Source organism: Aquimarina sp. RZ0, assembly GCF_008370685.1.
Lineage (GTDB): Bacteria > Bacteroidota > Bacteroidia > Flavobacteriales > Flavobacteriaceae > Aquimarina.
On record NZ_VTZU01000096.1, the window covers coordinates 1 to 24,202 of the forward strand.

The window sequence follows — 24,202 nt, forward strand, 5'->3', positions numbered from 1 at the left end:
TTATATATTAGATTTGAAGATCGAGTGGCACTTGATTTAGCGACCAAGCCCCAGGAGGGCTCTGGGAGCTAGCTCCCAGAGCCCTCCTGGGGCTTAACCCTGAGACAGGGTTATAATTACACTTCCGTGCAAAACGTAAATTTTGTAGGTCAAAGCATTACTCAAAATGAGTTTATCATTAAAAAAGTTTACATCAATCTAAATACTATAATTAGCTTACTGATTCCCTAAGATTATTGGCATTCCACTGTCACCAGAACCTACAACGATAACCTTGGCATTAGGAGATTTAGCAAGTTCCAGCGTTGCTTCAATACCTTTTTCTGTAAGAATTTTATCTGTTAACGAGGCGCTTAATATTTGATTAGCAACTGCCTTTCCTTCAGCATCAATTTTCTGTCTTTCTGCTTCTTTCTTTGCTTTTTCCAGTCTAAACTCATACTCCAAAGATTCTTGTTCTTGCTTTAGTTTTCTTTCTATTGCTTCTTTAATTGTTGGTGGTAGTGTGACATCCCTTACCAACACTTCATTAAGCTGAATAAACTGATTACTTACAATCTTTCTGGTTTCTTCATAAATCTCTTTTTGAATAGCATCTCTCTTGCTAGAATATAATTGTTCTGGCGTATATCGTCCAACCACACTACGAGCAGCAGAGCGAATTGTTGGTAATAGCACCCGTTGAACATAATTTTCTCCTTTTTGTTGATGTAGAAGACCTAATTTTACATAGTCTGGTTGAAACCAGGCTGAAGCATCTAACTTTATTTCCAACCCATTAGAAGAGAGTACTTGCATCTTTTCAAAAACTTCTTGTTGTCGCACTTCATAAACAATTACCTCATTCCATGGAGCCACTAAATGAAACCCTTCTCCAAGTGGCGGCTGATCAGTCACCACTCCCCCTCCAAAAGTTTTATACAATACACCTGCTTCTCCAGAATCGATAGTGATTGTAGATTTAGTAATAAATACTATCACTAGTATAACAACAATAAGAATAGGCAAGCCTATTTTAGGTAATTTTTCCATAATAAATTTTAAGTTTTAATTTTTTAAATGAGCCCATTATATTTTCTCATAAACCATTCGATACCAAGTAAAAAAATGATTATTGCTAAAAGATATTTCCAATCTATTAAAGATACAACATTTTCTTTGCTCTTCTGAATTGACTGATACCGATCATCATTAATCAGGTCATTGATCATCGCATCATTTTGATCCATAAAATAAGCTTTCCCATTTGTATTAGTCGCTACTTGCCCTAGTTTTGTTACATCTGCATTCAATAATTGTTGCTCTACATCATAATCAAGTATTGAAAAATTACCAGATCTCGATATGTTCTCTCCTACTACTGTTACGGTATAATCATAATTTCCCGATGTCAAATTACTTAAATCGACTTCATAAGAATTATTTTTAAGTAACATTGGTACTGTTTGAGAAGCTCCTGTATCCACATTATTAATACTAATATTAAGACTCCCTCTTCTATCAAATTCATAATTTTTTGTAAAATACTCAGCCCTGATTTTGATACTTGCATTTCCGTAATAGAAAGATTCTGAAATTGTATTCAATCTACTTTTTCTTTTGTTGGATGCCGTATATTGAATTAACTTTCCGAAGAAATCATCAAAATCTTCAAAATTCTTGTTATCCAGATAATTCTGAGCTCTCCATCTCCATATTCCTTCACCAAACAGTATCGCCTCTCTCCTTCCGTTTTCTTCAATTGTAGCCAAAAGGGGCTCGTCTGTTTCTATAGTCTCAATATCCCTATATAACAGTATATCGTGAGAAGCATTAATCTTAATCTCTCCAAATGTCCCCTTTAATGGAGGATACTCGTTAAATCCAATATCTACTAATAAAAATGTTCCATAATTAGGATTAAACCTTGGTAAATAATATTCTGTTTGTCTTGTAATCTCTTGCTTATATTTATTCTGAACCTTATTCAGGAAAAACCAATCTGTTTTAGATCCGATAATGGTAAAATAATTCTTCTTTACATCGTCCAACCTTTCATAAATATTTCTAAATCGAGTAGTAGGCTGGTAGACAATAATCAGCTGATAGTCATTTATTTCTGAAACTTCTGAGGGTTTCATAATAGTCAAGCTTCTACGCTCATTACTTTCTATACTCTTTTTTAGTGCTCCGAGATCAGGGTGGATAATATCACTTATCAATAATATATTTGTTTTCTGATCTATTACTTCTACTGCAAAATTCTTTATATTGTTTGCTTTATTCTTCTCTTCGTTGATAGGAACCAGCACCGCTTTATATTTTTGCACGCCAGCTGTATTGGCAGGTAATGTAAACGTAACGACCTTAGAATTATTTTCTTCAGAGAAAGACAGTACTTCGGTATAGATTGTATTTGATCCGGATTGTATTTCAAACCTGGTAGTAACGGCATCACTTCCTGTGTATGTAAGGATTGCTTCAACAGGAAATTTATTTTTTAGATATGCATATCTATTTACATTAAGTTGTTGAATTTTTGTATCGGTAACTTCTGTAGTATCACCTGTAATTACTGGATAAATTTGTTGTTTAAAATTAGCACTGCTAAATCTGTAATCCCTGCCATAGGTCTGATTACCATCTGTAATTAACATTACAGGTGCATTTGTATTTTTATAAATTTGATCTAAATTTTCTAAAGCATCAGAAATATTTGTTTGCTTTTGATCAAAGGTTAAACTCAGAGAATCTTTTAATTTATCTGAAAAAGAATAGTACTTGATATCAAACCGATTATTAAGATCTTTGTGCTGCTTAATTTGGTCTACCAGTTGAGAAACAGATTGATCTTGTTTTAGATGTTTTATAGATGATGAATTATCTACTGTTATAGCTAAAACAGGCTTTTCTATAAAGTAGGTGTTTTTTCTGAAAGAAGGATTGATCAGCAATAATAACAATGCAAAAACACTGAGAAATCTTAAAAAAGCAAAGAACAGATTTTTTTTTGTTCTGTTCTTTGCTTTATATATATATTGAAATAATGCGATTATTAATGCAATAATACCAGCTGCTATTATCAATCCTATAGTTTGTGTCTGCATTCCTTAAATTATAATATACAATTTTAGTAATATGAAATTATATAAATTGAAATGTAATGACTTTGAAACTAAAAAGTATTAAAATATTCCAAAAATGACTCAAAAATCTTCAATTATAACCTTTAAACTAGCTTAGGTAAGCATTCCTCCATCTACGTGAAGTACTTGTCCGGTAATATATGTACTCAAATCACTTGCCAAAAACAAACAGGAATTTGCGATATCTTCTGGGGATCCGCCGCGTTTTAAAGGGATTGCTTTTCTCCATTCATCCACTACTTTTTCATCTAATTTTCCTGTCATTTCAGTTTCTATAAAACCTGGAGCAATCACATTGCATCTTATATTTCTAGATCCTAATTCTAATGCTACGGATTTAGAAAATCCAATAATACCTGCCTTTGATGCTGCATAGTTAGCCTGACCTGCATTTCCTTTTACACCTACAACAGAACTCATATTAATGATACTTCCTTTTCGTTGCTTAAGCATGGTTTTTTGAACAGCCTTGGTCATATTAAATACGCTCTTAAGATTCACTTCAATTACCTGATCAAAGTCTTCTTCTTTCATACGCATCAATAAATTATCCTTGGTAATACCTGCATTATTAATCAATACATCAATACTTCCAAAAGTCTCTAAAACATCTTTTACAAGTTCTTGAGCTTGTTCATAACTTGCCGCATTACTTTGATATGCTTTTGCTTTTACCCCAAAAGTAATTAATTCTTTTTCTAGTGCTATGGCTGCTTCTACAGAAGAACTGTATGTGAATGCTACATTTGCTCCTTGTTTTGCAAAAACCTGTGCTATTCCTTTTCCTATACCCCGAGTAGCACCAGTGATAATTACTGTTTTATTTTGTAAGAGATTCATTTGCTCTGTAATATTTTTTGGTATCGCATACTTTTTTACCAAGTACGCTTAGTTTATAGGATCAAATATAAGAATTACTAAGAGCCAAACAATAATAAACCCTGTGATTTCTCACAGGGTTTATTCATAAAAACCTCCTTACGATTTTTGACTGATTATAATTTGATATCTTTTGTTTCTTTTTCGTAATTAAATAAATAATCTACATCCATTTCCTTAATCTTTCCAAGTTTTGACAATGCTTTCATATCAACATCCTTCTTATTACCAATAACCAATACATTATAATTCTCTCCGCTAATATTATCATTAAAAAATGATTTTAAATCTGCCAAAGTCATATTTTTAATCGCATTGTATATTGCCTCTCGATTATCATTATCTATACCTCTTTTCTTTAAATTTTCATAGCTCCAAAAAATATTTGATTTTGTAATACGTTGTGCGGCAATTTTTTTGAGCGTAGCTTCCTTTGCCTGGTTAAACTGCTCCTCTGCCTCTGGCATTTCTGTCATTAGCTCCATCATTGCATCTACAGCCTGAGGCATTTTGTTTGCCTGAGTTCCTACATATGCCATTACATAATCAAAATCTCCTACTTCGCGCCCTTGACTATAACTCGAAAACGCAGAATACGCTAATGATTTAGATTCCCTGATTTCCTGAAATACGATAGAGGACAATCCCTGACCAAAATATGTGTTAAATAATCTAGAGGCTGCCATTTTTTTTGCATCAAACTCTGCTCCTTTTGCTAATAGTAGCATTTCACTTTGTACCATATCATAATCTACGAAATACACATTACCTCCAGTTTCTTTTTCTACATAGGTTACCTCTTCTGGATAATCCAATAAATCAGATGAAACAGTATGATGATTATCTAGTGAAGTAATTACTGCATCTATATCTTTACCATAATAAAAAATCCGTTGTTTAAATTTACGTAATTCTTTTACTTTATCCACTAGTTCTTGCGGATTAATTGCTTGTAACTCTGATGCTGTATAAATATTGCGCAAACGAGAATCCTCGCCATACTTACCATAACTCATTAAACCACTCCAAAAAATAGTCCCTTTTTGGGTTTTTCCATCTTGTCTGCCTTTCAAAATTTTATCTACATATTTAGTATAGGTCTCTTGATTGGGCACTGCATTATTCCATAAATGTTCTAATAAAACCATCCCAGCATCCAGATTTTCTTTTAGTCCCGATAAACCGACATATGTTTTATCATCAGAAGCAAATACATAGTAATTAATACCTATTTTATAAAATTCTTGTTTTAATTGTTCTGGTGTATATTTATCTGTTCCCAAATAATCCAAATACCCAGCGGCCAAAGATACTTTACGATCATTATCTTTACCCATATCAAAAATAATATTGAGATCAAATAGATCATTGTTTGGATTATTAATAAAGGAAACTTGTAGTCCACTTGCTGTTTTACTTTCTTTAATAGCTGTTTTATAATCAACAAACTGCGGAGCTAAGTCCGGGGTTTCAATTTTATTAAACTCCTGAATAAAGGCAGATGCTTTATCTCTATTTAATTCTATGGGAGTTATTCCAGGGTTTTCTACTTTTATAATATTTTTATCTTCTCCTTTTCTTTTGTAAGTAACCACATAATTATTTTTGTAAAAAGAATTAGCAAAATCTACAAGTTCTTGCTTAGTTATTTTCCTTAATTCACCTAGAAAGGCAACTTTATCTTTCCAATCCTGGCGATGTATAAAAGCATTGTAATAGGCCGAAGCCAGTGCAGTACTATTTTCATAGTTTCTTGTTTGGCTTAACTTTAAATCATTAATAACTGCTGGAATCATCCATTCTTCGAATGCTCCTTTTTTAAGTTTATCTATTTGAGCAAGTAATAAGTCTTTTACATCATCAAGTGTTTGATCTGCTTTTGGGGTTCCTGTAAATACGTGGTACCCATAATCATTCAATATCGTAGGCGAACATCCAGCTCGCTGTACTAATTGTTTTTGATTTAGATTTAAATCTATCAACCCTGCTTTACCATTTGCTAGTATCATATCCGCAAGTGTGAGCAGTTTTTCTTCCTTTGTTCCTAATCCGAGAGAACGAAAAGCAACCGAAATAGATTCTGATGTTGGTCCAAAAACTTCTTTTACAACTGGAGTGGTAATAGGACTTTCTTTTGGTAATACAGGGTGTTCAACATCCTTTCTTTTAAGCGTACCAAAAGTGGTAGCTACTTTTTTAATGGTTGTATCAAAATCAATATCTCCAACTAAAACCATTGCCATATTATTAGGTACATAATATTTATCAAAATAATTATGTATCGCTATCATTGAAGGATTTTTGAGATGTTCTGAAGTTCCGATCGTTTTTTGTTGACCATAGGGGTGATTCGGGAACAAACCGTCTAACATAGCATAATAAGACTTCCTGAAATCATTATCCTGACCTCTATTAAATTCTTCGTATACCGCTTCTAGCTCAGTATGAAATAAACGTAATACTAATTGACTGAAACGTTCACTCTCTATTTTTAACCATTTATCAAGTTCATTTGCTGGTATTTTGTTTTTATATACTGTTTCTTCAAACCAAGTATGCGCATTTGTACCTTCAGCGCCCAAAGAACCAACCATCTTATCATATTCATTAGGAATAGATATTTTAGAAGCTTCTAACGATACTTCATCAATCTTTTTATAAATTTCTTTCTTTTTCTCAGGATCTTGCTCCAATTTATGTTGCTCATACAGGTCAGAAATCTGTTTTAAAAATACTTTTTCTTTCTCAAAATCCTGAGTTCCTATTTCATCTGTACCTTTAAAAACCATATGCTCCAGATAGTGAGCCAAACCTGTGGTTTCTTTAGGATCATAATTAGATCCTGCACGTACTGCAATATAAGTTTGAATTTTGGGTTCTTCAATATTTTTACTCAAGTATACTTTAAGACCATTTTCTAAGGTATACAATCTCAATCCAGTAGGATCATTCGCTACTGTTTCATAAGAGAAACCAGCCGCGTCTGTATGCTTTTCTACTTTTAACCTTTTCTCAATAATTGTTTCTTGATTTGATGAATTCTTACAATTACTAAGTAATAGTATTACCATAGATAATAGTAAGATTGATTTTAATGATTTCATTTAGTAAATTTAAGTTAATCCTGTTTAATCCTCTATTAAACGCAAAATGTTAATAACTGTTACACTTTTTATGAATAATTTAACGACATTTACAAATTACGTAATAAAAAAAGCCGCGATAATTCACGGCTTTCTATTGTGTATCAGGATTGTAAGATACTCCTTTATTTTAAAAAAATTATACACTTTTACCCTATAACTTCGGCTACTTTTTTACCAATTTCTGCTGGAGAATCTACCACATGAATACCACATTCTCTCATAATCGCTTTTTTTGCAGCAGCGGTATCTTCACTTCCACCAACAATTGCTCCTGCATGTCCCATAGTACGTCCTGCAGGCGCTGTCTCGCCAGCTATGAATCCTACAACAGGTTTAGTAGTTCCACTTTCTTTAATCCACTTTGCAGCATCTGCTTCTAGTTGCCCACCTATTTCTCCTATCATCACTACACAACTAGTTTCGGGATCATTGATTAACAATTTTACAGCTTCTTTTGTAGTAGTTCCAATAATAGGATCTCCTCCGATTCCTATGGCAGTTGTAATCCCCAATCCTTGTTTGACAACCTGATCTGCTGCTTCATAGGTTAATGTTCCTGATTTAGAAACAATTCCTACATTCCCTTTCTTAAAAACAAACCCTGGCATGATACCAACTTTTGCCTCTCCTGGAGTAATTACTCCCGGGCAATTAGGTCCAATTAATCGACAGTCTTTATCTTTAATATAATCAGATGCTTTGATCATATCCGCAACAGGTATACCTTCTGTTATTGTAATAATCACCTTAATCCCTGCATCTGCAGCTTCCATAATAGCATCTGCAGCAAATGCTGGTGGAACAAAAATAATAGTAGTATCTGCTCCTACTTCCTTCACAGCATCTTTTACAGTATTAAAAACTGGCTTATCTAGGTGGGTTTGACCCCCTTTACCTGGAGTTACTCCTCCTACAACATTAGTACCATATTCGATCATTTGACCAGCATGAAAGGTACCCTCGCTACCAGTAAATCCTTGAACTATAATTTTTGAATCTTTATTTACTAAAACACTCATTGCGTTATGATTTATTTTTTTCAGTTCCAAAAGTACGGTTTTGGATACTATAGTTAAAACGAAAAAACGAAAAAAAAACATAATTTTTCGTTTTCAAAATACGAGTTCGTAAAAGAAGGGGTTTTTTAAGAAATTCAGAAAAAATACTATACTTTATAACATTATATCGAAATAAAAGATGCTAAATTTTCTGAAGTATTATCCCCATGCTGACTTATCTGATATCCTTTATATAATTTATTATCTTTGAGTTCCCATATTGCTATAAAATGAGCCAGAGCTTCTTCTTTTTCTGGTCGTTCTATAGTCGCTGCAAAATAGGTAAACCTTATGGTAACTATATCATTTTCTGATAAAAGGTGACTAATTTTACATCTAAAAGATTCAAAAGAATTAGACATGCCCAGAAACATGCTTTTTATATCATCAAAATTCTTTTTGGAAAAACCAAAACTACTATTCCAATGTAATTCAAAATCTGGGTGTAAGTATTCAGAAAAAGCTTCTGGAGTATTTAATAAATCAGTATTGTAGAAAGACTGGACTATGTTTTTAGCAATATTATTCATTCTCTTTTAACTTTTCGATTAATTCTGGGATTTGTCTTATGGCAGCTATTTCTTTATATTTTTTTCTAAAATCATCTGCAGGTGTTCCAAAATAACTTTTATTACCTTCTAGTGATTTACTTATTCCTGATTGTGCAGAGATAATTGCTTTTCTACCAATAGTAACACCACTGGTAATGCCTACTTGTCCCCAAATAGTCACTTCATCTTCTATAACTACACAACCAGCAATACCTACCTGAGAAGCTATCAGGCATTTTTTACCAATAATAGTATCGTGACCTATGTGTACCTGGTTATCAATTTTTGTACCCTCTTTAATGGTGGTATCTCCTGTAACTCCTCTATCCACAGTACAAAGAGATCCCAAATCAACATTATCTTCTATCACAATACCACCACAAGAGATTAATTTATCAAACCCTTCAGGACGTTTTTTGTAATAAAAAGCATCTGCACCAAGAACTGTTCCTGAATGTATCGTTACATTATCTCCTATTCTCACACCATCATATATACTTACATTAGAATGAATAAGACAATTACCACCAATGTGTACATTATTACCAATAAATGTTCCGGGTTGTATGATAGTATCCTTGCCAACTAGAGCTGTATTAGCAGTGAGAGCAGTTGCTTTCTCAAAAGGCTTAAAATAATTTGTTAATATATTAAAATCTCTAAATGGATCATCAGAAATTAATAATGCTTTACCCTTGGGACATGCTACTTCTTTATTAATAAGAATTACTGTCGCTGCACTTTCTAATGCCTTATCATAGTACTTAGTATGATCAACAAAGACAATGTCACCAGATGTAACTACATGAATCTCATTCATTCCTTCTACAGGAAAATCTGAATCACCAACAAATTCTGATGATAGTATCGTAGCAATTTGCTGTAATGTATGCGTTTGCGGAAATTTCATTTTGTTAGTTGAAGATAGTAATCCTTAAAGATAGTAGGTTAAAATTTTTCTTTTTTGCACAAACTTAAATTTATAAAACAATAAAACCAAAGGTTTTGACTTTGGTTTTTATTACTATTCAATTTTGTGAACTAAATCTGCATTAGACCGGGTCTGGAAATTGACAACCATTATTGACACAAACCATACCTCTACAACACGTATGATCCAAAACACAATAGCTTCCTTCTACAACACCTGTGCACTTTGAGTCATTACCTTGTCCATTTATCTTTTTTTGAATTGGCTTACTTAAAATTTTAACTCCTCTTAAATTTGAAAATAATTTCATTTTGATAAGTTTTAAGAATTAAACAACATTTAGTCATTACTATACTGTACATGATTAGAATATGTTTAAAAAGAATACAAATTGAAAATCAATAGTTTGAGGTTCTGAGTACACTTCAAATCATGAATATATACATATAGATATTTACATTATTTGAAGTAAGCTCACGGTTCTTAAAATATTTGTTTTCAAGAAATAAGGTTTTTAAACAAGCTCTTATTTGATGTATAATAAATATACAACTTTATACTTTTTTATTTCTTAAAAAAAACAAAATCACAATTAAAAAAATGAACTATTCTTTGATACGCTCTTTATACGTGCCCTTGTCCGTTTCTATTTTGATTTTATCTCCTTCATTTATAAAAAGCGGAACCATTACCTCTGCTCCTGTTTCTACTACGGCAGGCTTTGTTGCATTGGTAGCTGTATTTCCTTTTACCCCAGGTTCTGTAGAAGCTACTTCCAGAATTACACTTGCAGGCATCTCTACAGAAAGAGGCATTTGATCTTCTGAATTGATGATAACAGTAACAACAGCACCTTCTTTTAATAATCCTGGCGCGTCTAATACAGATTTTTCCAGTGTTATTTGATTGTAATCTTCTGTGTTCATGAAGTGATAGGTTTCCCCTTCTGCATATAAAAACTGAAACTTGTGCGTCTCCACTCGAACTTCATCAATCTTATGCCCTGCAGAAAATGTATTGTCTATTACTTTTCCTGAAGTTACACTTTTTAATTTTGTACGAACAAAAGCTGGACCTTTTCCAGGTTTTACGTGCAAAAATTCAATAATCTTAAATATATCGTGATTGTATTTAATACACAATCCATTTCTAATATCACTTGTATTTGCCATTGATAATATTTATTATTTATTACTATATAACCCTCCCTACATCAATTAGAGAAGTATCCTTTCATAATTCCTCGTTGCGAGTTTTTTATAAACTCTAAAACTTCATCTCTTTCCGGTGTTGCTTCCATCTCTGCTTCTATGATCGCTACAGCCTGAGAATTATTGTAATTACTTTGATATAAAATTCTATAAATCGACTGAATCTCTCTAATTTTCTCAGTCGTAAAGCCTCTTCTTCTTAAGCCTATAGAATTTATGCCAACATATGATAGTGGTTCTCTCGCAGCTTTTGCATAAGGCGGTACATCTTTACGAACTAAAGATCCTCCAGTCACAAATGCATGATTACCGATACTACAAAATTGCTGAACGGCAGCCATTCCTGCCAAAACAACATAATCTCCTACATTAATATGCCCAGCCAAAGTGCTATTATTAGAAAAAATACAATGATCTCCTACAACGCAATCATGTGCGATATGGCAATATGCCATTATCCAACAATTTTTACCAATCTTGGTTGTCATTCTATCTGTAGTACCTCGATTGATAGTAACACATTCTCTGATGGTAGTATTATCACCAATCTCTGTTGTTGTATCTTCATCATTAAATTTCTTATCCTGCGGTGTTGCTGAGATAACGGCACCAGGAAAAATATTACAGTTTTTACCTATACGCGCTCCTTCCATAATCGTAACATTAGACCCTATCCAGGTACCTTCTCCAATCACTACATTATTATGAATGGTTGTGAAAGGTTCAATTACTACATTTTTTGCAATTTTTGCACCCGGATGAACGTATGCTAAAGGTTGATTCATCTGTTTTAATTTATTTTTATAATGGTTTAAATATAACCCAAAGTTATACTATAAACTATCATTTAGATTTAACAATCTGTGCCATAAGCTCTGCCTCTGTTACCAATTTCCCATTGGCGTAGGCAAACGCTTGCATATGACAAATACCTCTGCGAATTGGCGTAAGCAGCTCTAATTTAAATATTAAAGTGTCTCCTGGCAAAACCTGTTGCTTAAATTTCACCTTATCTATTTTCATAAAATAAGTCAAATAATTTTCTGGATCCGGAACCGTGCTCAATGCGAGAATTCCACCAGTTTGTGCCATAGCTTCTATTTGTAAAACACCTGGCATCACTGGAGCTCCAGGAAAATGCCCAGCAAAAAACGGTTCATTCATTGTTACATTCTTCATTCCAACCACATGGGTATCAGACATTTCCAGAATTCTATCTATCAACAAAAATGGCGGCCTATGAGGAAGCATAGCCATTATTTTAGTGATATCCATCAATGGTTCTTTGTTCAAATCGAATTGAGGCACTTTATTTCGCTTTTCGATTTTAATAATCTTCGAAAGCTTTTTGGCAAACTGGGTATTTACAAAATGACCTGGCTTATTCGCTATTACTTTCCCTCGTATTCGGGTACCAATAAGTGCCAGATCTCCTATTACATCTAACAATTTATGTCGTGCAGCTTCATTTGGATAATGAAGTGTAAGATTATCTAGTATACCATTGGGTTTTATAGCAATAGATTCTTTATCAAAAGCTATTTTGAGCTTTTCCATGGTCTCCATACTCAACTCCTTATCTACATATACAATTGCATTATTAAGATCACCTCCTTTTATCAAACCATGTTCAAGTAACATTTCTAACTCATGTAAGAAACTAAAAGTTCTGGCATCTGCAATCTCGTCTTTAAAATCTGAAAGATGTTTCAAAGATGCATTCTGAGTACCTAATACTTTGGTTCCAAAATCTACCATGGTTGTCACCTGATACTCATCTGATGGCATTACTATAATTTCACTTCCAGATTCTTCATCTGTATAGGATATAACATCTTTTACAATATACTCATCTCTTTCTAATTTCTGCTCTACAATACCTGCTTCTTCTAAAGCTTGTATAAAAAATTTACTGGATCCATCCATTATTGGTGGTTCTGGTGCATTTAGCTCTATTAGAAGATTATCTATCTCCAGACCTACACAGGCTGCAAGCACATGTTCAGAAGTCTGAATACTAACACCATTCTTTTCCAGATTAGTGCCTCTTTGTGTATTTATAACATAATTAGCATCAGCCTCTATTACTGGATGTCCTTCTAAATCAACTCGACAAAAAGCATATCCATGATTTTCTATTGCTGGTTTAAATGTTAGTGTTACTTCTTTTCCAGTGTGAAGACCAACTCCTTTTAATACAACCTCTTTTTGGATGGTTCTTTGCTTTTTCATAACAAGATTACTCATTGTCGTTTATCTTTTTCTCAAGTTTATATATTCTATCTACAATTTTATGCAAATTCTTAAAATGCACATAGGATTTATTATAGTCAGAATATCCTAATGCAGGAGACCCCTGAATAGCTTCTTCGTCCTTAATATTTCTACCTATTCCTGATTGCGCTTGTATTCGTACTCTATTACCGATTACAAGGTGTCCGGCAATACCTACCTGACCTCCGATCAAGCAATGCTTTCCTATTTTAGTAGATCCGGCAATACCTGTTTGTGCTGCAATTGCAGTATGCTCACCAATTTCTACATTATGTGCTATCTGAATCTGATTATCTAATTTCACCCCTTTTCTGATGATCGTAGATCCCAAAGTAGCTCTATCGATTGTAGTCCCAGCTCCAACATCAACATGAGATTCTATAATTACATTACCCGTTTGTGGTACTTTACTGTATTCGCCCTTTTTATTAGGTGTAAACCCAAATCCATCGGCTCCTACAATCGCTCCACTATGAATTACACAATAGTCTCCTATAATACTTTCTGAGTATATTTTAGCGCCAGCAAAAACAATAACATTATCTCCTATAGTTACATTATCCCCAATGTATACATTTGGATATATTTTTGCATTATCCCCTATATTTACATTATCTCCCAAATATGAAAAAGCCCCCAGGTACATATTTTTACCGAATTTGGCACTTTCAGAAATAAAACTAGGCTGTTCCACTCCTGTTTTATTCATTTTTACCATATTATAGTATTCTAATAATTTTGAGAACGCTTTATAAGCATCATCAACTCGTATTAAAGTTGTTTTAATACCTGATTCTGCCTCAAAAGATTTATCTACTATCGTTATAGACGCATCAGTTGAATATATATACGGAGTATATTTTGGATTAGATAAAAAGGTTAATGAACCTTCAGTTCCTTCTTCTATTTTTGCTAGCTTAGATACTTCTACGGTTTCATCCCCCTCGATTTCTCCGTCTAAAATACCTGCAATTTGTGTGGCTGTAAAAATCATTAGCAACAAAAGTATAAAAAATGTCTTAATCTTTATGCTTTGGATAACATATAAAATATTTAGTGACTGGTTTTGACAATGCCTTTAAATTGAATTGATCTGTCGCCCTCACAATATCAACTATTTTTCTAGATTTATATAAAATATTTATATTCTGCCTATTTTGATGGTAGGCTTGATTCGAAATAGTCCCCGTAAATACAAAATAACAAGCTTCTTCTTCAGAAATTTTATTATAATATTTAAAATCTTGTATATGCTTTTGCATTTTATCAACCCCAAAAGCTTTCTTCTTAATTTTTATTTTTAAAAGATCTCTATTAATTATCATAGATGATAGATTACGCAACACAAAGTCATCAGAAGTTGCCCATTCTTTCATCCCTGCCATAATATCATAATCATCCAATTTAGAAAAAGTCTCTAATACTTCGGTTGTAAAATTATCCGCAGTAATTTTATTTTCTAAAAAGAAAGAGAGTGCTTTACTACAGTTTAGCCTTATTCCCTGCTCTACCAGCTCTTTTGCTCTTTTTAATACTCTAATAAGTAGATTCTCTGCTACCAGACTAGTTTTATGCAGATAAACCTGCCAGTACATCAATCGCCTCGCTAATAAAAACTTTTCTACTGAGTAAATACCTTTTTCTTCTACAACCAATTCATCATCCACTACAGTAAGCATTGTGATCAACCTCTCGCTATTAATATTTCCTTCTGCCACACCTGTATAAAAACTATCCCTTTTTAAATAGTCCAACCTATCCATATCTAACTGCCCCGAAATAAGTTGATGAAGAAAATTACGATGGTATTCACCCCTAAAAATCTGTATTGCAAGCGTTAAACTCCCGTTAAACTCTTTATTAATTTCCTCCATAAACATTAGTGATATAGTTTCATGATTCACTTCATTAACTATACTATGCTCCATTGCGTGAGAAAAAGGACCGTGACCAATATCATGCAGTAAAATAGCTATACACAATGCTTCTTCTTCCCCAGAAGAAATCGCAACTCCCTTAAAACGAAGGACTCGCACAGCATTTTGCATTAAATACATACATCCCAGTGCATGATGAAAACGTGTATGATGCGCCCCTGGATATACAAGATAAGAAAGTCCCATTTGGGATATTCTTCTTAACCTCTGAAAATACTTATGTTCAATAAGATCAAAAATTAGTTCATTAGGTATCGTAATAAAACCGTAAATTGGATCGTTTAATATTTTAAGCTTATTTCTTTTTTTCAAATTTACTTTACTTTTACAAAACAAATATATATGTATGGTTTTACAATTACACGCTTAGCATTGTGAATTATTAAATGATAAACAAAATAATAATGATATAACTGTAATTCTTACCAGAACAAACAGTCCATACTATGTAAATAAACATGTTAATATTTCCAAGATTAAAGAAAACATATATTAAAAGTAAAATCAAACAAAAAATAAAAATACAGATTAGATGAGCAATATAAAGATACTTTGGGTAGATGATGAAATTGATTTACTAAAACCACATATAATATTTCTGGAAAAGAAAAATTATGATGTAACAAAATGCCAAAGTGGTACAGAAGCCCTTGATATCCTTGATGAAAATAATTTTGATATTGTTTTTCTTGATGAAAATATGCCAGGTCTTTCTGGAATTGATACACTGGCTGAGATTAAAGAAAAAAATGATAGCTTGCCTGTGGTAATGATTACCAAAAGTGAGGAAGAATATATTATGGAAGAGGCTATTGGGAGTAAAATTGCCGACTACCTTATTAAACCTGTAAATCCAAATCAAATTTTACTAAGCCTTAAAAAGAATTTGGATAACTCAAGGCTTGTTTCTGAAAAAACAACTTCTAACTATCAGCAAGAATTTAGAAAAATTGCTATGGATATGGCCATGGTAAATTCTTATTCAGAATGGGTAGAATTATATCAAAAATTGGTGTATTGGGAAATACAGTTAGAAGATATTGAAGATACGGGCATGTTCGAAATTCTGGAATCTCAGAAAGTTGAAGCAAACTCTCAATTTTGTAAATTCATTGACAAAAACTATCCAGACTGGTTTAATGGTGATGAAGAATCACCAATTATGTCTCATACCCTATTCAAAGAAAAGGTAGTTCCTGAAATTAGCAAAGAACAACCTACACTTTTTGTGGTCATTGATAATTTACGATACGATCAGTGGAAATCTTTTGAACCTATTGTAAACAATTACTATAAAAAAGAAGAAGAAATTTCCTATTGCAGTATTCTGCCCACAGCAACGCAGTATGCCCGTAACGCCATTTTTTCTGGACTAATGCCTGGTGATATGAAAAAGAAACACCCGGATTTATGGCTAGACGACACAGATGAGGGCGGTAAGAACATGAATGAAAATGAATTCCTTACTGCACAGTTACAGAGGTTAGGAATGAATATTAAGCATGAATACTACAAAATAACTAATGAAAAATCTGGTAAAACGTTAGCTGCAAACTTTAAAGGCTTAAAAGACAACGATCTTACTGTCGTAGTTTACAATTTTGTTGATATGTTATCGCACAGCAAAACAGAAATGGAAGTTATTAAAGAATTAGCTTCAAATGATAAGTCATATAGATCCCTGACACAAAGTTGGTTTAAGAACTCTCCCTTATTGGATATGATACAGCAGGCGCAACAAATGGGTTTCAAATTGATTATTACAACGGATCATGGAACTATTAATGTGAAAAACCCTTCCAGAGTCATCGGAGATAAGAATACAAGTTTAAATTTAAGATACAAAACTGGTAAAAGTTTAACGTATGAAAATAAGGAAGTATTAGCAGCCACCGATCCTAAAGCTATCCATTTGCCATCGATTAATATGAGTAGCTCTTTTATTTTTGCTAAAGGTGATTATTTCTTTGCATATCCTAATAACTATAATCATTACGTTAGCTATTATAGAAATACGTACCAGCATGGAGGCGTTTCTCTCGAAGAAATGATCATTCCGTTTATCGTGCTAAATCCAAGATAACTGTTTCTTTAATAGTATAACTATAGAGAGTGTTTGATTTTTTCAGACGCTCTCTATAGCTTTTCACATCTACTCTACACTTAATAGTCCTATATTCTAATAACACCAGATATTGTTTTAATTTACTAGACAAAAATGTTTTCTTACAGTGAATTCAAACAACAAACGGCATAACTTCTATAAATTCAACAAAGGAAAATTGTTTCTAAGACAATTGATTTTTGAATTAAAAACAGAATCTAGATTCTATTTTTCTACATTTCAATTCGAAAAATTACTTAATTTTGAAGATCTTCTTTAAACCAAACTCTTACACTAAAGTATATATTAACCCGCAGAGCATGTAGAAATTTTTAAATTAGGACAGAAACAAAAAACCAATTTTTTATTTCAAATACGAGCCCTAAGTTGACAGACAATTAATTGATTGTCATTAATTTAATATCAGAACATATACGTATAGGTTGTAATTATCAACTTTTCAGAATTTTAGCAGTAAGTTCCCTCTGCAAAATAGAATGAAGCGTTAGTAATCGTAGAAAACGAAAATTATTCCCATATATAAAAAGCATTAGGGAGAAATTATCAAATGTTTTTACTGCATTCGAAGATTATTCTATTGTGAGCAGTATGCCTTTAGAAGTCGGCAAACTATTAGGGGCTGGATCAACTACTACTGGAAATTCAGGAAACCCATGTTATACGATTTATAACTAAAAATTTCGCATATTCATCGTTTCTTTTCCCTTTCTACTTCGTTTAAAAAATAAACCGTAGCTATAGCTATGCTTGATTTTTTTGCCTTGCATAAAGAAAAAATAATTCAATGAATTTATACGAATTTTTTAATCACAAATCGTATTACACGATGTCTTCAAACTGTTGAACAATCGATTCGTGAGGTGGGCAAGAAAAAGGTATAAGTGTTGCAAAACAATTATAAATCGTGCATATCAATGGTTTTATAGGGTTAAGGAACAATTCCCAAACCTATTTTATCATTGAAAAATGAGATATACCATTTGAAAACGCTAATTTAGATTTGTATAACAAGAGCCGTTTGATGGGAGATCATCACGTACAGTTCTGTGAGAGGCTTGTGGTAAAAATTCCCTTTCCTCCTCGGCTATTTAACGTTAGTCAGAAAAAATGAAAACACTACTAAGTTTTATTATACTAATAAATGCAATTATGCATACTCAAGCTCAGAATGAATTGAATAGAATAGAAGAAAGTAATTTTTTTTCAAATGGAACTGAGGTTTTCTATGTCTTATCTAACAAATTTAATTCTTCTGGTTTTCTTTCAGAACATACAGGATTTGATAATCTTGAAATTTCTAATTTAGATGAAGGAAAAATGTTTGACAATAAAGTCTTTATTATTTCGAAAAAAACATTTTCAGAAAAATACAATTCTCATTTTCAGTATAGAAAAAAAAATGACTCTTGCTATAGAAATTCCAAAAATCAATTTGAATGGATTTAAAATAGTGGGTAAAAATTATGGTATATTTAAAAGTGCTGTATTTTATACATTTAACAAAATTAAAAATGTCGATATTTTGAGCTTTCGTATTATTTTAGATAATGATTACGAAACCTTATCTAAAGATAATAACTCTGTTTTTTTCAGGAAAAAGCGATACAATTTGCAAACCCAAAGACCTTCAAAACCTTAGAAAATGGCTATACTAAAGATGACAAGTACGTCTTTAAAAAAGGTGGTGAAATCATTAAAAAAGCAGACCCTAAAACCTTTCAAGTATTAACTTACACCTATCAAAGAGATAAAAAAAATGTATTTATACCAGGCGAAATCACGGAAATAGATGTAAAATCATTTAAAATATTAGAATGTAACAATCAGGGTAGAAAACAGAAATCCTTATATGCAACTGATAAAAACTATGCTTATTTTCAAGGAAAAATAATTCCAAATGCAGATGTTAAAACATTTTATTTAATTGAATCTGATGCGCCTTACCAAACCTATGCTATTGATAAAAATAAAGTTTATTATTCAGGGAAGAAACTAAAAGATGCAGATCCAACAACATTTAAGTTAAACACCAATAAGACCTCTAGTAATTATTATGATGCTAAAGACAAGAACTACACCTACATAAGAGATAAAAAAACTATTACTAAAAATAAGTGACTGGAAGCAAATCTTCTGAACGTTTCAATAACCACCGCTCCTTGTTGACACCTTGACAATTAGGACAATGACGATTCCCACAAGAATTATAATGTACTCTGGTAACTACAGCTTATACATCCCTCCTTGTCACTACCCAAAACTGCCGTGCGACAATCTCCAATCAATCCCAATACTTTTAATTGATCCCAGTGGAGCGTATTATTAGCCATCACAGAACCAACTGTATTGCCGTACGCTATTTTGCTTACAGCCACGACTCCGCACATACAGAACTCTAACCCTTTGAGGCATCCAAATTTTTGGACAACATGTCCTACGATCATAGCAGTTAAGTGATGAATCAAAAGGTTCTTGTATATTTGATATAGCGTAACGACCTTATAGAATGAAAGTTATAGCATATTAATCGTTTAATAATTAATGCTATTGATAGCTACTGTCAAGTACTATGAATAAAAGGGTTTATCACAATCAATACAAACTAAATAGCAAACTATTAATAACTACAGATTTTGTCTTACTTGTGACACATGTATTAAACATTCGCAGGCATTCAAAACAGTATAAAATAATAATACATGGCAAAGAATAAAACAATTCAAACTGAAGTCAATGTAATTGATTTTATTAATTCATATGTTGACAATGAGCAAAAGAAAATCGACAGCAATAATTTAATTGAATTAATGGAGAAATGGTCCGGTTTTAAACCTAAAATGTGGGGACCAACTATTATTGGTTTTGGTAGCTATCACTACAAATATAAAAGCGGACATGAAGGAGATGCTCCTTTGCTTGGTTTCTCGCCACGAAAAGGGCAGTTTTCGCTATATATCTATTCGAAAACCGATAAGAGTGATGAATTATTGAAAGATTTTGGCAAATTTAAAATGGGGAAAGCCTGTATCTATGTTAAAAAACTTGCTGATATTGACATTTCAATTTTAGAAAAACTATGTATAGAAACAATTGGATATCTCAACAAACATCATGAATGTGCATGTAGAAGTTAATAACGACTCATCAACACTGAAAAAAAATCATTGCACCTTGCGGATGTCATACGTCATATACTAAGTTTTGTTTGTTAACACTAGAAAATCAATAGTAATAAAATGATACTAAATCAGTTATTTATATTCTTAAGCTTCTTTATCCCCATAAAGTATCAATGCAACTGCCAAAATGAATTTAGAAATTCAGAAAATAAAAACTCAATCATTTTTAAAGGAAAATATAAAAAAAGTGAAACAGAAACTGATACTCTTTGGGTTTCTCATAATGACACAATTGTATTTAAAAAAGAAGAGGTAATTACTACTCGTCCTTGTAGTAATCCAGAATTATCAACGAAGTATAATTTGATAACTCCTATAAACAATGCCTATTATTTCATTTATAATGAAAAACAGCAATTAATTAAAGAAGGAAAATACACGTATGAATATACCCATATAGGAGCTACAAAAAAATCAGGAAGCTTTTATAATTCAAAAGATTACCATTATGACAGCAACGGATGCGTAGATATAATATATTACACCGCGGATGGTAGAAATCATAAAGCAGAACATTTTGACAAAAAGAACAGATTAAATAAAATACGATATTTTGACAAAAAATCATCGGATATTGAAAAAATTGAGATCTACAAAAAAGGCAAACTTAAAGAAACTAAAATCTACACTAGTTTTAACAAGTATTATACAATTAAAGCAAGTGATTAAAACAGCGTTCAAAAAAATATATTGTTCAACAAAAGTTATAATTAATACTAATTTAGGCATAAAACTAGGCTTGTCTAATCTTTTTGATTTACAACTTCATTTTTCTTTTACATTTTGGTAGTCGTAGTCCTCTCGGTGGGTTTTATAAATAAAAAGACATATATCAAACCTCATTTAGAAAAAAAATCATTTCTAATTCTTATGAGTATTGACCAAAAAAGAACCCTCATCAAACATTAGAATAGTTTGGTGATGTAAAATAGCATATTTTAGAGTTGTACAATAAGAGACATATTCATAGGAGACTATCACATATAGACTTAGGTTAAAAACCCCATTGTATACTCGACTACGACATCGCTAGCTCTAACTGAAAAGTAATCTTCAAGCATAGATAAATTTTCTCTAATCGATTTTTTTTGATTAATTTACAAATCATACTAATTAGTATTTTCTATGACAAAAGCCTCAAATACACGACATACAATTCTAGAAAAAGCGTTTGACTTAATTTATAAAAAAAGTTATCAAACCACGAGTATTGATGAAATCATTGCAACTACAAAAGTTACAAAAGGTGCTTTCTACTATCATTTCAAAACAAAAGACGAAATGGGAATCGCCATTATTAATGAAATTATTAAACCGACAATGCAGGATACTTTTATTCTTCCATTGCAAAACACTTCGAATCCAATCGAAAAAATCTATCAAATGACTAAATTTTTGTTGTTAGAAAATCCATTCCTAAAACTTGAATATGGATGTCCAACAGGAAATTTGACACAAGAAATGACCCCTTGGAATATTGAATTTTCAAAAGTTTTAAAGGAGTTAGTAATAGAATGGCAAACTACAATAGAAATTAGTTTACAAAAAGGAATTGAAAGCCAAAAAGTAAATAACAAAGTAAACCCAAAACAAGTTGCCTATTTTATTATGTCAAGTTATTGGGGGATTAGAAATTTCGGGAAAATTTATAATAATACAGACTGCTATCACGCATATTTAAAAGAACTTAAGCTATATCTAAACAATTTACACTAAAAACATACCAATTAGTATGTTTTTGTTATCTTTGTGATATTATTAAATATCTCATTGGTGTATCAAGGCTTAATTTATATTCATTCTATTATTCGGTGGCTTGTTATAATCACTCTTGTTTTTTCCATTTACAGAGCATATAGAGGTTATTTTCTAAATCTAAAATTTTCAAAATTCGACAATATTGTTCGGCATTGGACTGCTACAACAGCTCATATTCAGTTAATTATTGGCATTTTACTTTACTCTCAAAGTCCAATAATCAAATACTATTGGCATAATTTTAATGATGCAATAAAAAGTTTAGATAGTACATTCTTTGGTTTTATTCATCTTATCTTAATGCTTCACGCAATCGTTTTAATAACTATCGGTTCAGCATTAAGTAAGAGAAGAACAGAGGATAAGACAAAATTTAAAATAATCTTGCTTTGGTATTCTATATCACTTATCATCATTTTCATAGCTATTCCTTGGCCGTTTTCACCATTAGCAAACAGACCTTATTTTAGATAATTATGATACATCTTTTCAAAACAAAAATCGGAAGATTACGAATTATTGGATTTCTTGAAGGTGTTTCATTATTGGTACTCGTTTTTATTGCCGTACCTATGAAATACTATTTTCACAATCCAAGTTTATCCAAAACATTAGGACCAATTCACGGAGCAATATTTTTACTTTTTATTTTCAATACCCTAAGTATCGGCGTTGAACAAAATTGGAAATTTAAAACAACTACCTGGAAAATAATTTTAGCTTGTTTTATTCCATTCGGCACATTTTATATTGACAACAAAATTTTAAGCAAACTATGAAAACGATACATCATTGGCGGAGCTTGGTCAGATCTCAAAAATTAGTGAACTAAAAATTTAAAAAAAATGATATTCATTTTCAAAACAAGTGTACAGAACAAAAAACAAGTAAAAGAGTTAAAGCCGTATCTTGACAAGATACCCATTAAATCTCAATGGAGTTTTGACCTTGAAGACAGCGATAAAATTTTAAGAATTGACAGTGAAAACTGTTCGGCTAAAAAAATTATAAAATTATTAGAAAATCTAAATTTTGAATGTGAAGAACTTGAATAGATATGAGTAAAATAAACAAAAGTGAATTTAAAATAAATTGGGACGAACACGCTGAATATTGGGATGAATATCCAAATGCTAAATTCTATTCAAAAAAAGCATTTAGTTTGATTGCAACGCGAGTTTCCTTAAAAAATTTATCAGTTCTTGATTATGGTTGTGGTACCGGATTGCTTACTGAAATTATTTCCAAAAAAGCAAAAAATGTAGCTGCTATTGATTCTTCACCAAAAATGATTGATATCTTAAAAAATAAGAAATTGAATAATGTGACATCTATTGTAGGAGAATTATCTCCAATAACAATTGGACAAAATTCTATATTTAATAATAAGTTTGATATTATTGTAGCCTCCTCTGTTTGCGCTTTTATTCCAAATTTCATAGAAACACTATCTATTATCAAGTCTCTTCTAAAGTTGAATGGTTATTTTTTTCAATTGGACTGGCACAAAAATCAAACAAACCCCAGCCTAGGTTTTACAGAATCAACAATTAGAAAGAGCTATGAATCAATTGGGTTAAAGATTGAATCGGTCAGTAAACCTTTCTTTATTGTAGAAAACGATAAAAAGATGGAAGTTATGTATCCATCCGTCTAACCCACCTTGATTAGCTTTGGTTTGAGATCTATTTTTGTCAAAAAAGTATATGTCACAATTATCGGAATCTAAACGGATGGAGGAATTGGTATCCTCTTATCACAGTTCAGGTCAGACTCAAAAAGATTTTGCAAAGGCTCATGTCTTAACGGAAGGTAAATTACATTATTGGATAAAGAAGCTATCCGTGCCACTAGAAGAAGAAGAACCACTTCCCGAATTTATCCCCTTAGATTTATCGTTCCCTGGTAGAGAATCGAAGTTTATTATTATCCTTACGGCTGATGGCATGAAGATCCAAATACCCGTATAGATGTTTGGTTTAGGTACTTCTCATAAGTTTCAATTGTATGCCCATCCTACCGATATGC

The 24,202-nt window shown here is 32.0% G+C and carries 25 protein-coding genes and 1 pseudogene; 11 read left to right on the forward strand and 15 right to left on the reverse strand.

Features of this window, described 5'->3' with window-relative positions:
* Nucleotides 1-216 precede the first annotated feature (216 nt).
* The 13 genes from F0000_RS24035 to F0000_RS24095 all read right to left on the reverse strand — a co-directional run bounded on the left by F0000_RS24035 (nt 217) and on the right by F0000_RS24095 (nt 15,424).
* A complete protein-coding gene (locus F0000_RS24035) occupies nt 217-1,032 on the reverse strand; it encodes a prohibitin family protein (RefSeq protein WP_149627272.1) in 816 nt (271 codons plus the stop codon).
* A 23-nt stretch (nt 1,033-1,055) separates the two neighbouring features.
* Entirely contained in the window at nt 1,056-3,086 is a 2,031-nt protein-coding gene (locus F0000_RS24040; RefSeq protein ID WP_149627273.1) for a VWA domain-containing protein, read from the reverse strand.
* Between the two features lie 132 nt (nt 3,087-3,218).
* On the reverse strand, nt 3,219-3,965 hold the full coding sequence (gene fabG, locus F0000_RS24045) for a 3-oxoacyl-[acyl-carrier-protein] reductase (protein ID WP_149627274.1): 747 nt from the start codon (nt 3,963-3,965) through the stop codon (nt 3,219-3,221).
* A gap of 155 nt (nt 3,966-4,120) precedes the next feature.
* Nucleotides 4,121-7,108: a pitrilysin family protein gene (locus tag F0000_RS24050; protein WP_149627275.1), complete on the reverse strand. Its 2,988-nt coding sequence runs from the start codon at nt 7,106-7,108 to the stop codon at nt 4,121-4,123.
* Between the two features lie 188 nt (nt 7,109-7,296).
* A complete protein-coding gene (gene sucD, locus F0000_RS24055; protein WP_149627276.1) occupies nt 7,297-8,169 on the reverse strand; it encodes a succinate--CoA ligase subunit alpha in 873 nt (290 codons plus the stop codon).
* A gap of 161 nt (nt 8,170-8,330) precedes the next feature.
* Nucleotides 8,331-8,738, reverse strand: coding sequence for a nuclear transport factor 2 family protein (locus tag F0000_RS24060; RefSeq protein WP_149627277.1), 408 nt, complete (start codon nt 8,736-8,738; stop codon nt 8,331-8,333).
* A complete protein-coding gene (locus F0000_RS24065) occupies nt 8,731-9,669 on the reverse strand; it encodes a UDP-3-O-(3-hydroxymyristoyl)glucosamine N-acyltransferase (RefSeq protein ID WP_149627278.1) in 939 nt (312 codons plus the stop codon). Before F0000_RS24065 ends, F0000_RS24060 begins: the two co-directional genes overlap by 8 nt.
* A 142-nt stretch (nt 9,670-9,811) precedes the next feature.
* Complete coding sequence (locus tag F0000_RS24070) at nt 9,812-10,000, reverse strand: hypothetical protein (protein WP_149627279.1); 189 nt, start codon at nt 9,998-10,000, stop codon at nt 9,812-9,814.
* A gap of 295 nt (nt 10,001-10,295) precedes the next feature.
* The gene (gene efp / locus F0000_RS24075) at nt 10,296-10,862 is read right to left on the reverse strand and encodes an elongation factor P (protein ID WP_149627280.1); all 567 of its coding nucleotides are present in this window, start codon (nt 10,860-10,862) and stop codon (nt 10,296-10,298) included.
* A 41-nt stretch (nt 10,863-10,903) separates the two neighbouring features.
* A complete protein-coding gene (gene lpxA / locus F0000_RS24080; RefSeq protein WP_149627281.1) occupies nt 10,904-11,686 on the reverse strand; it encodes an acyl-ACP--UDP-N-acetylglucosamine O-acyltransferase in 783 nt (260 codons plus the stop codon).
* 58 nt (nt 11,687-11,744) lie between these two features.
* Nucleotides 11,745-13,148, reverse strand: coding sequence for a bifunctional UDP-3-O-[3-hydroxymyristoyl] N-acetylglucosamine deacetylase/3-hydroxyacyl-ACP dehydratase (locus F0000_RS24085; protein ID WP_149627282.1), 1,404 nt, complete (start codon nt 13,146-13,148; stop codon nt 11,745-11,747).
* The gene (gene lpxD / locus F0000_RS24090) at nt 13,141-14,169 is read right to left on the reverse strand and encodes a UDP-3-O-(3-hydroxymyristoyl)glucosamine N-acyltransferase (RefSeq protein WP_149627283.1); all 1,029 of its coding nucleotides are present in this window, start codon (nt 14,167-14,169) and stop codon (nt 13,141-13,143) included. The genes F0000_RS24085 and lpxD overlap by 8 nt, the downstream gene beginning before the upstream one ends.
* A 25-nt stretch (nt 14,170-14,194) precedes the next feature.
* Nucleotides 14,195-15,424 carry an HD domain-containing protein gene (locus F0000_RS24095; RefSeq protein WP_149627284.1) on the reverse strand — a complete coding sequence of 410 codons (1,230 nt, stop codon included), beginning with the start codon at nt 15,422-15,424 and terminating at the stop codon, nt 14,195-14,197.
* A gap of 220 nt (nt 15,425-15,644) precedes the next feature.
* Between F0000_RS24095 and F0000_RS24100 the strand changes: the two genes are divergently transcribed.
* From F0000_RS24100 to F0000_RS28720, 4 genes are all read left to right on the forward strand, one after another.
* Complete coding sequence (locus F0000_RS24100; protein ID WP_149627285.1) at nt 15,645-17,195, forward strand: PglZ domain-containing protein; 1,551 nt, start codon at nt 15,645-15,647, stop codon at nt 17,193-17,195.
* A 1,149-nt stretch (nt 17,196-18,344) separates the two neighbouring features.
* Nucleotides 18,345-18,683 carry a hypothetical protein gene (locus tag F0000_RS28430; RefSeq protein WP_255452876.1) on the forward strand — a complete coding sequence of 113 codons (339 nt, stop codon included), beginning with the start codon at nt 18,345-18,347 and terminating at the stop codon, nt 18,681-18,683.
* Nucleotides 18,637-18,876, forward strand: coding sequence for a DKNYY domain-containing protein (locus F0000_RS28715; RefSeq protein WP_368668144.1), 240 nt, complete (start codon nt 18,637-18,639; stop codon nt 18,874-18,876). Before F0000_RS28430 ends, F0000_RS28715 begins: the two co-directional genes overlap by 47 nt.
* Entirely contained in the window at nt 18,840-19,355 is a 516-nt protein-coding gene (locus F0000_RS28720; RefSeq protein ID WP_149627295.1) for a DKNYY domain-containing protein, read from the forward strand. The genes F0000_RS28715 and F0000_RS28720 overlap by 37 nt, the downstream gene beginning before the upstream one ends.
* Here the strand turns inward: F0000_RS28720 and F0000_RS28435 are convergent.
* Together F0000_RS28435 and F0000_RS24125 are read right to left on the reverse strand one after the other, a co-directional pair.
* Nucleotides 19,342-19,404 (reverse strand): annotated as a pseudogene (locus F0000_RS28435) (hypothetical protein); the annotation flags it as partial. The gene F0000_RS28720 and the pseudogene F0000_RS28435 overlap by 14 nt on opposite strands.
* Nucleotides 19,405-19,441: 37 nt before the next feature.
* Nucleotides 19,442-19,702: a hypothetical protein gene (locus F0000_RS24125; RefSeq protein WP_149627287.1), complete on the reverse strand. Its 261-nt coding sequence runs from the start codon at nt 19,700-19,702 to the stop codon at nt 19,442-19,444.
* 234 nt (nt 19,703-19,936) lie between these two features.
* Here F0000_RS24125 and F0000_RS24130 point away from each other — a divergent pair, with 234 nt between their 5' ends.
* From F0000_RS24130 to F0000_RS24165, 7 genes are all read left to right on the forward strand, one after another.
* Nucleotides 19,937-20,371: a DUF1801 domain-containing protein gene (locus tag F0000_RS24130; RefSeq protein WP_149627288.1), complete on the forward strand. Its 435-nt coding sequence runs from the start codon at nt 19,937-19,939 to the stop codon at nt 20,369-20,371.
* A 102-nt stretch (nt 20,372-20,473) separates the two neighbouring features.
* The gene (locus tag F0000_RS24135; protein ID WP_223148941.1) at nt 20,474-21,085 is read left to right on the forward strand and encodes a hypothetical protein; all 612 of its coding nucleotides are present in this window, start codon (nt 20,474-20,476) and stop codon (nt 21,083-21,085) included.
* Nucleotides 21,086-21,541: 456 nt separating this feature from the next.
* Entirely contained in the window at nt 21,542-22,132 is a 591-nt protein-coding gene (locus F0000_RS24140; RefSeq protein ID WP_149627289.1) for a TetR/AcrR family transcriptional regulator, read from the forward strand.
* A gap of 518 nt (nt 22,133-22,650) precedes the next feature.
* Complete coding sequence (locus F0000_RS24150) at nt 22,651-22,953, forward strand: DUF3817 domain-containing protein (RefSeq protein ID WP_149627291.1); 303 nt, start codon at nt 22,651-22,653, stop codon at nt 22,951-22,953.
* 66 nt (nt 22,954-23,019) lie between these two features.
* Entirely contained in the window at nt 23,020-23,229 is a 210-nt protein-coding gene (locus F0000_RS24155; RefSeq protein WP_149627292.1) for a hypothetical protein, read from the forward strand.
* A gap of 2 nt (nt 23,230-23,231) precedes the next feature.
* Nucleotides 23,232-23,831, forward strand: a complete 600-nt coding sequence (locus F0000_RS24160; RefSeq protein WP_149627293.1) for a class I SAM-dependent methyltransferase — start codon at nt 23,232-23,234, stop codon at nt 23,829-23,831.
* 49 nt (nt 23,832-23,880) lie between these two features.
* Nucleotides 23,881-24,144 (forward strand): hypothetical protein, encoded by a 264-nt coding sequence (locus F0000_RS24165; protein ID WP_149627294.1) that lies wholly within the window; start codon nt 23,881-23,883, stop codon nt 24,142-24,144.
* The last annotated feature ends 58 nt before the right edge of the window (nt 24,145-24,202 follow it).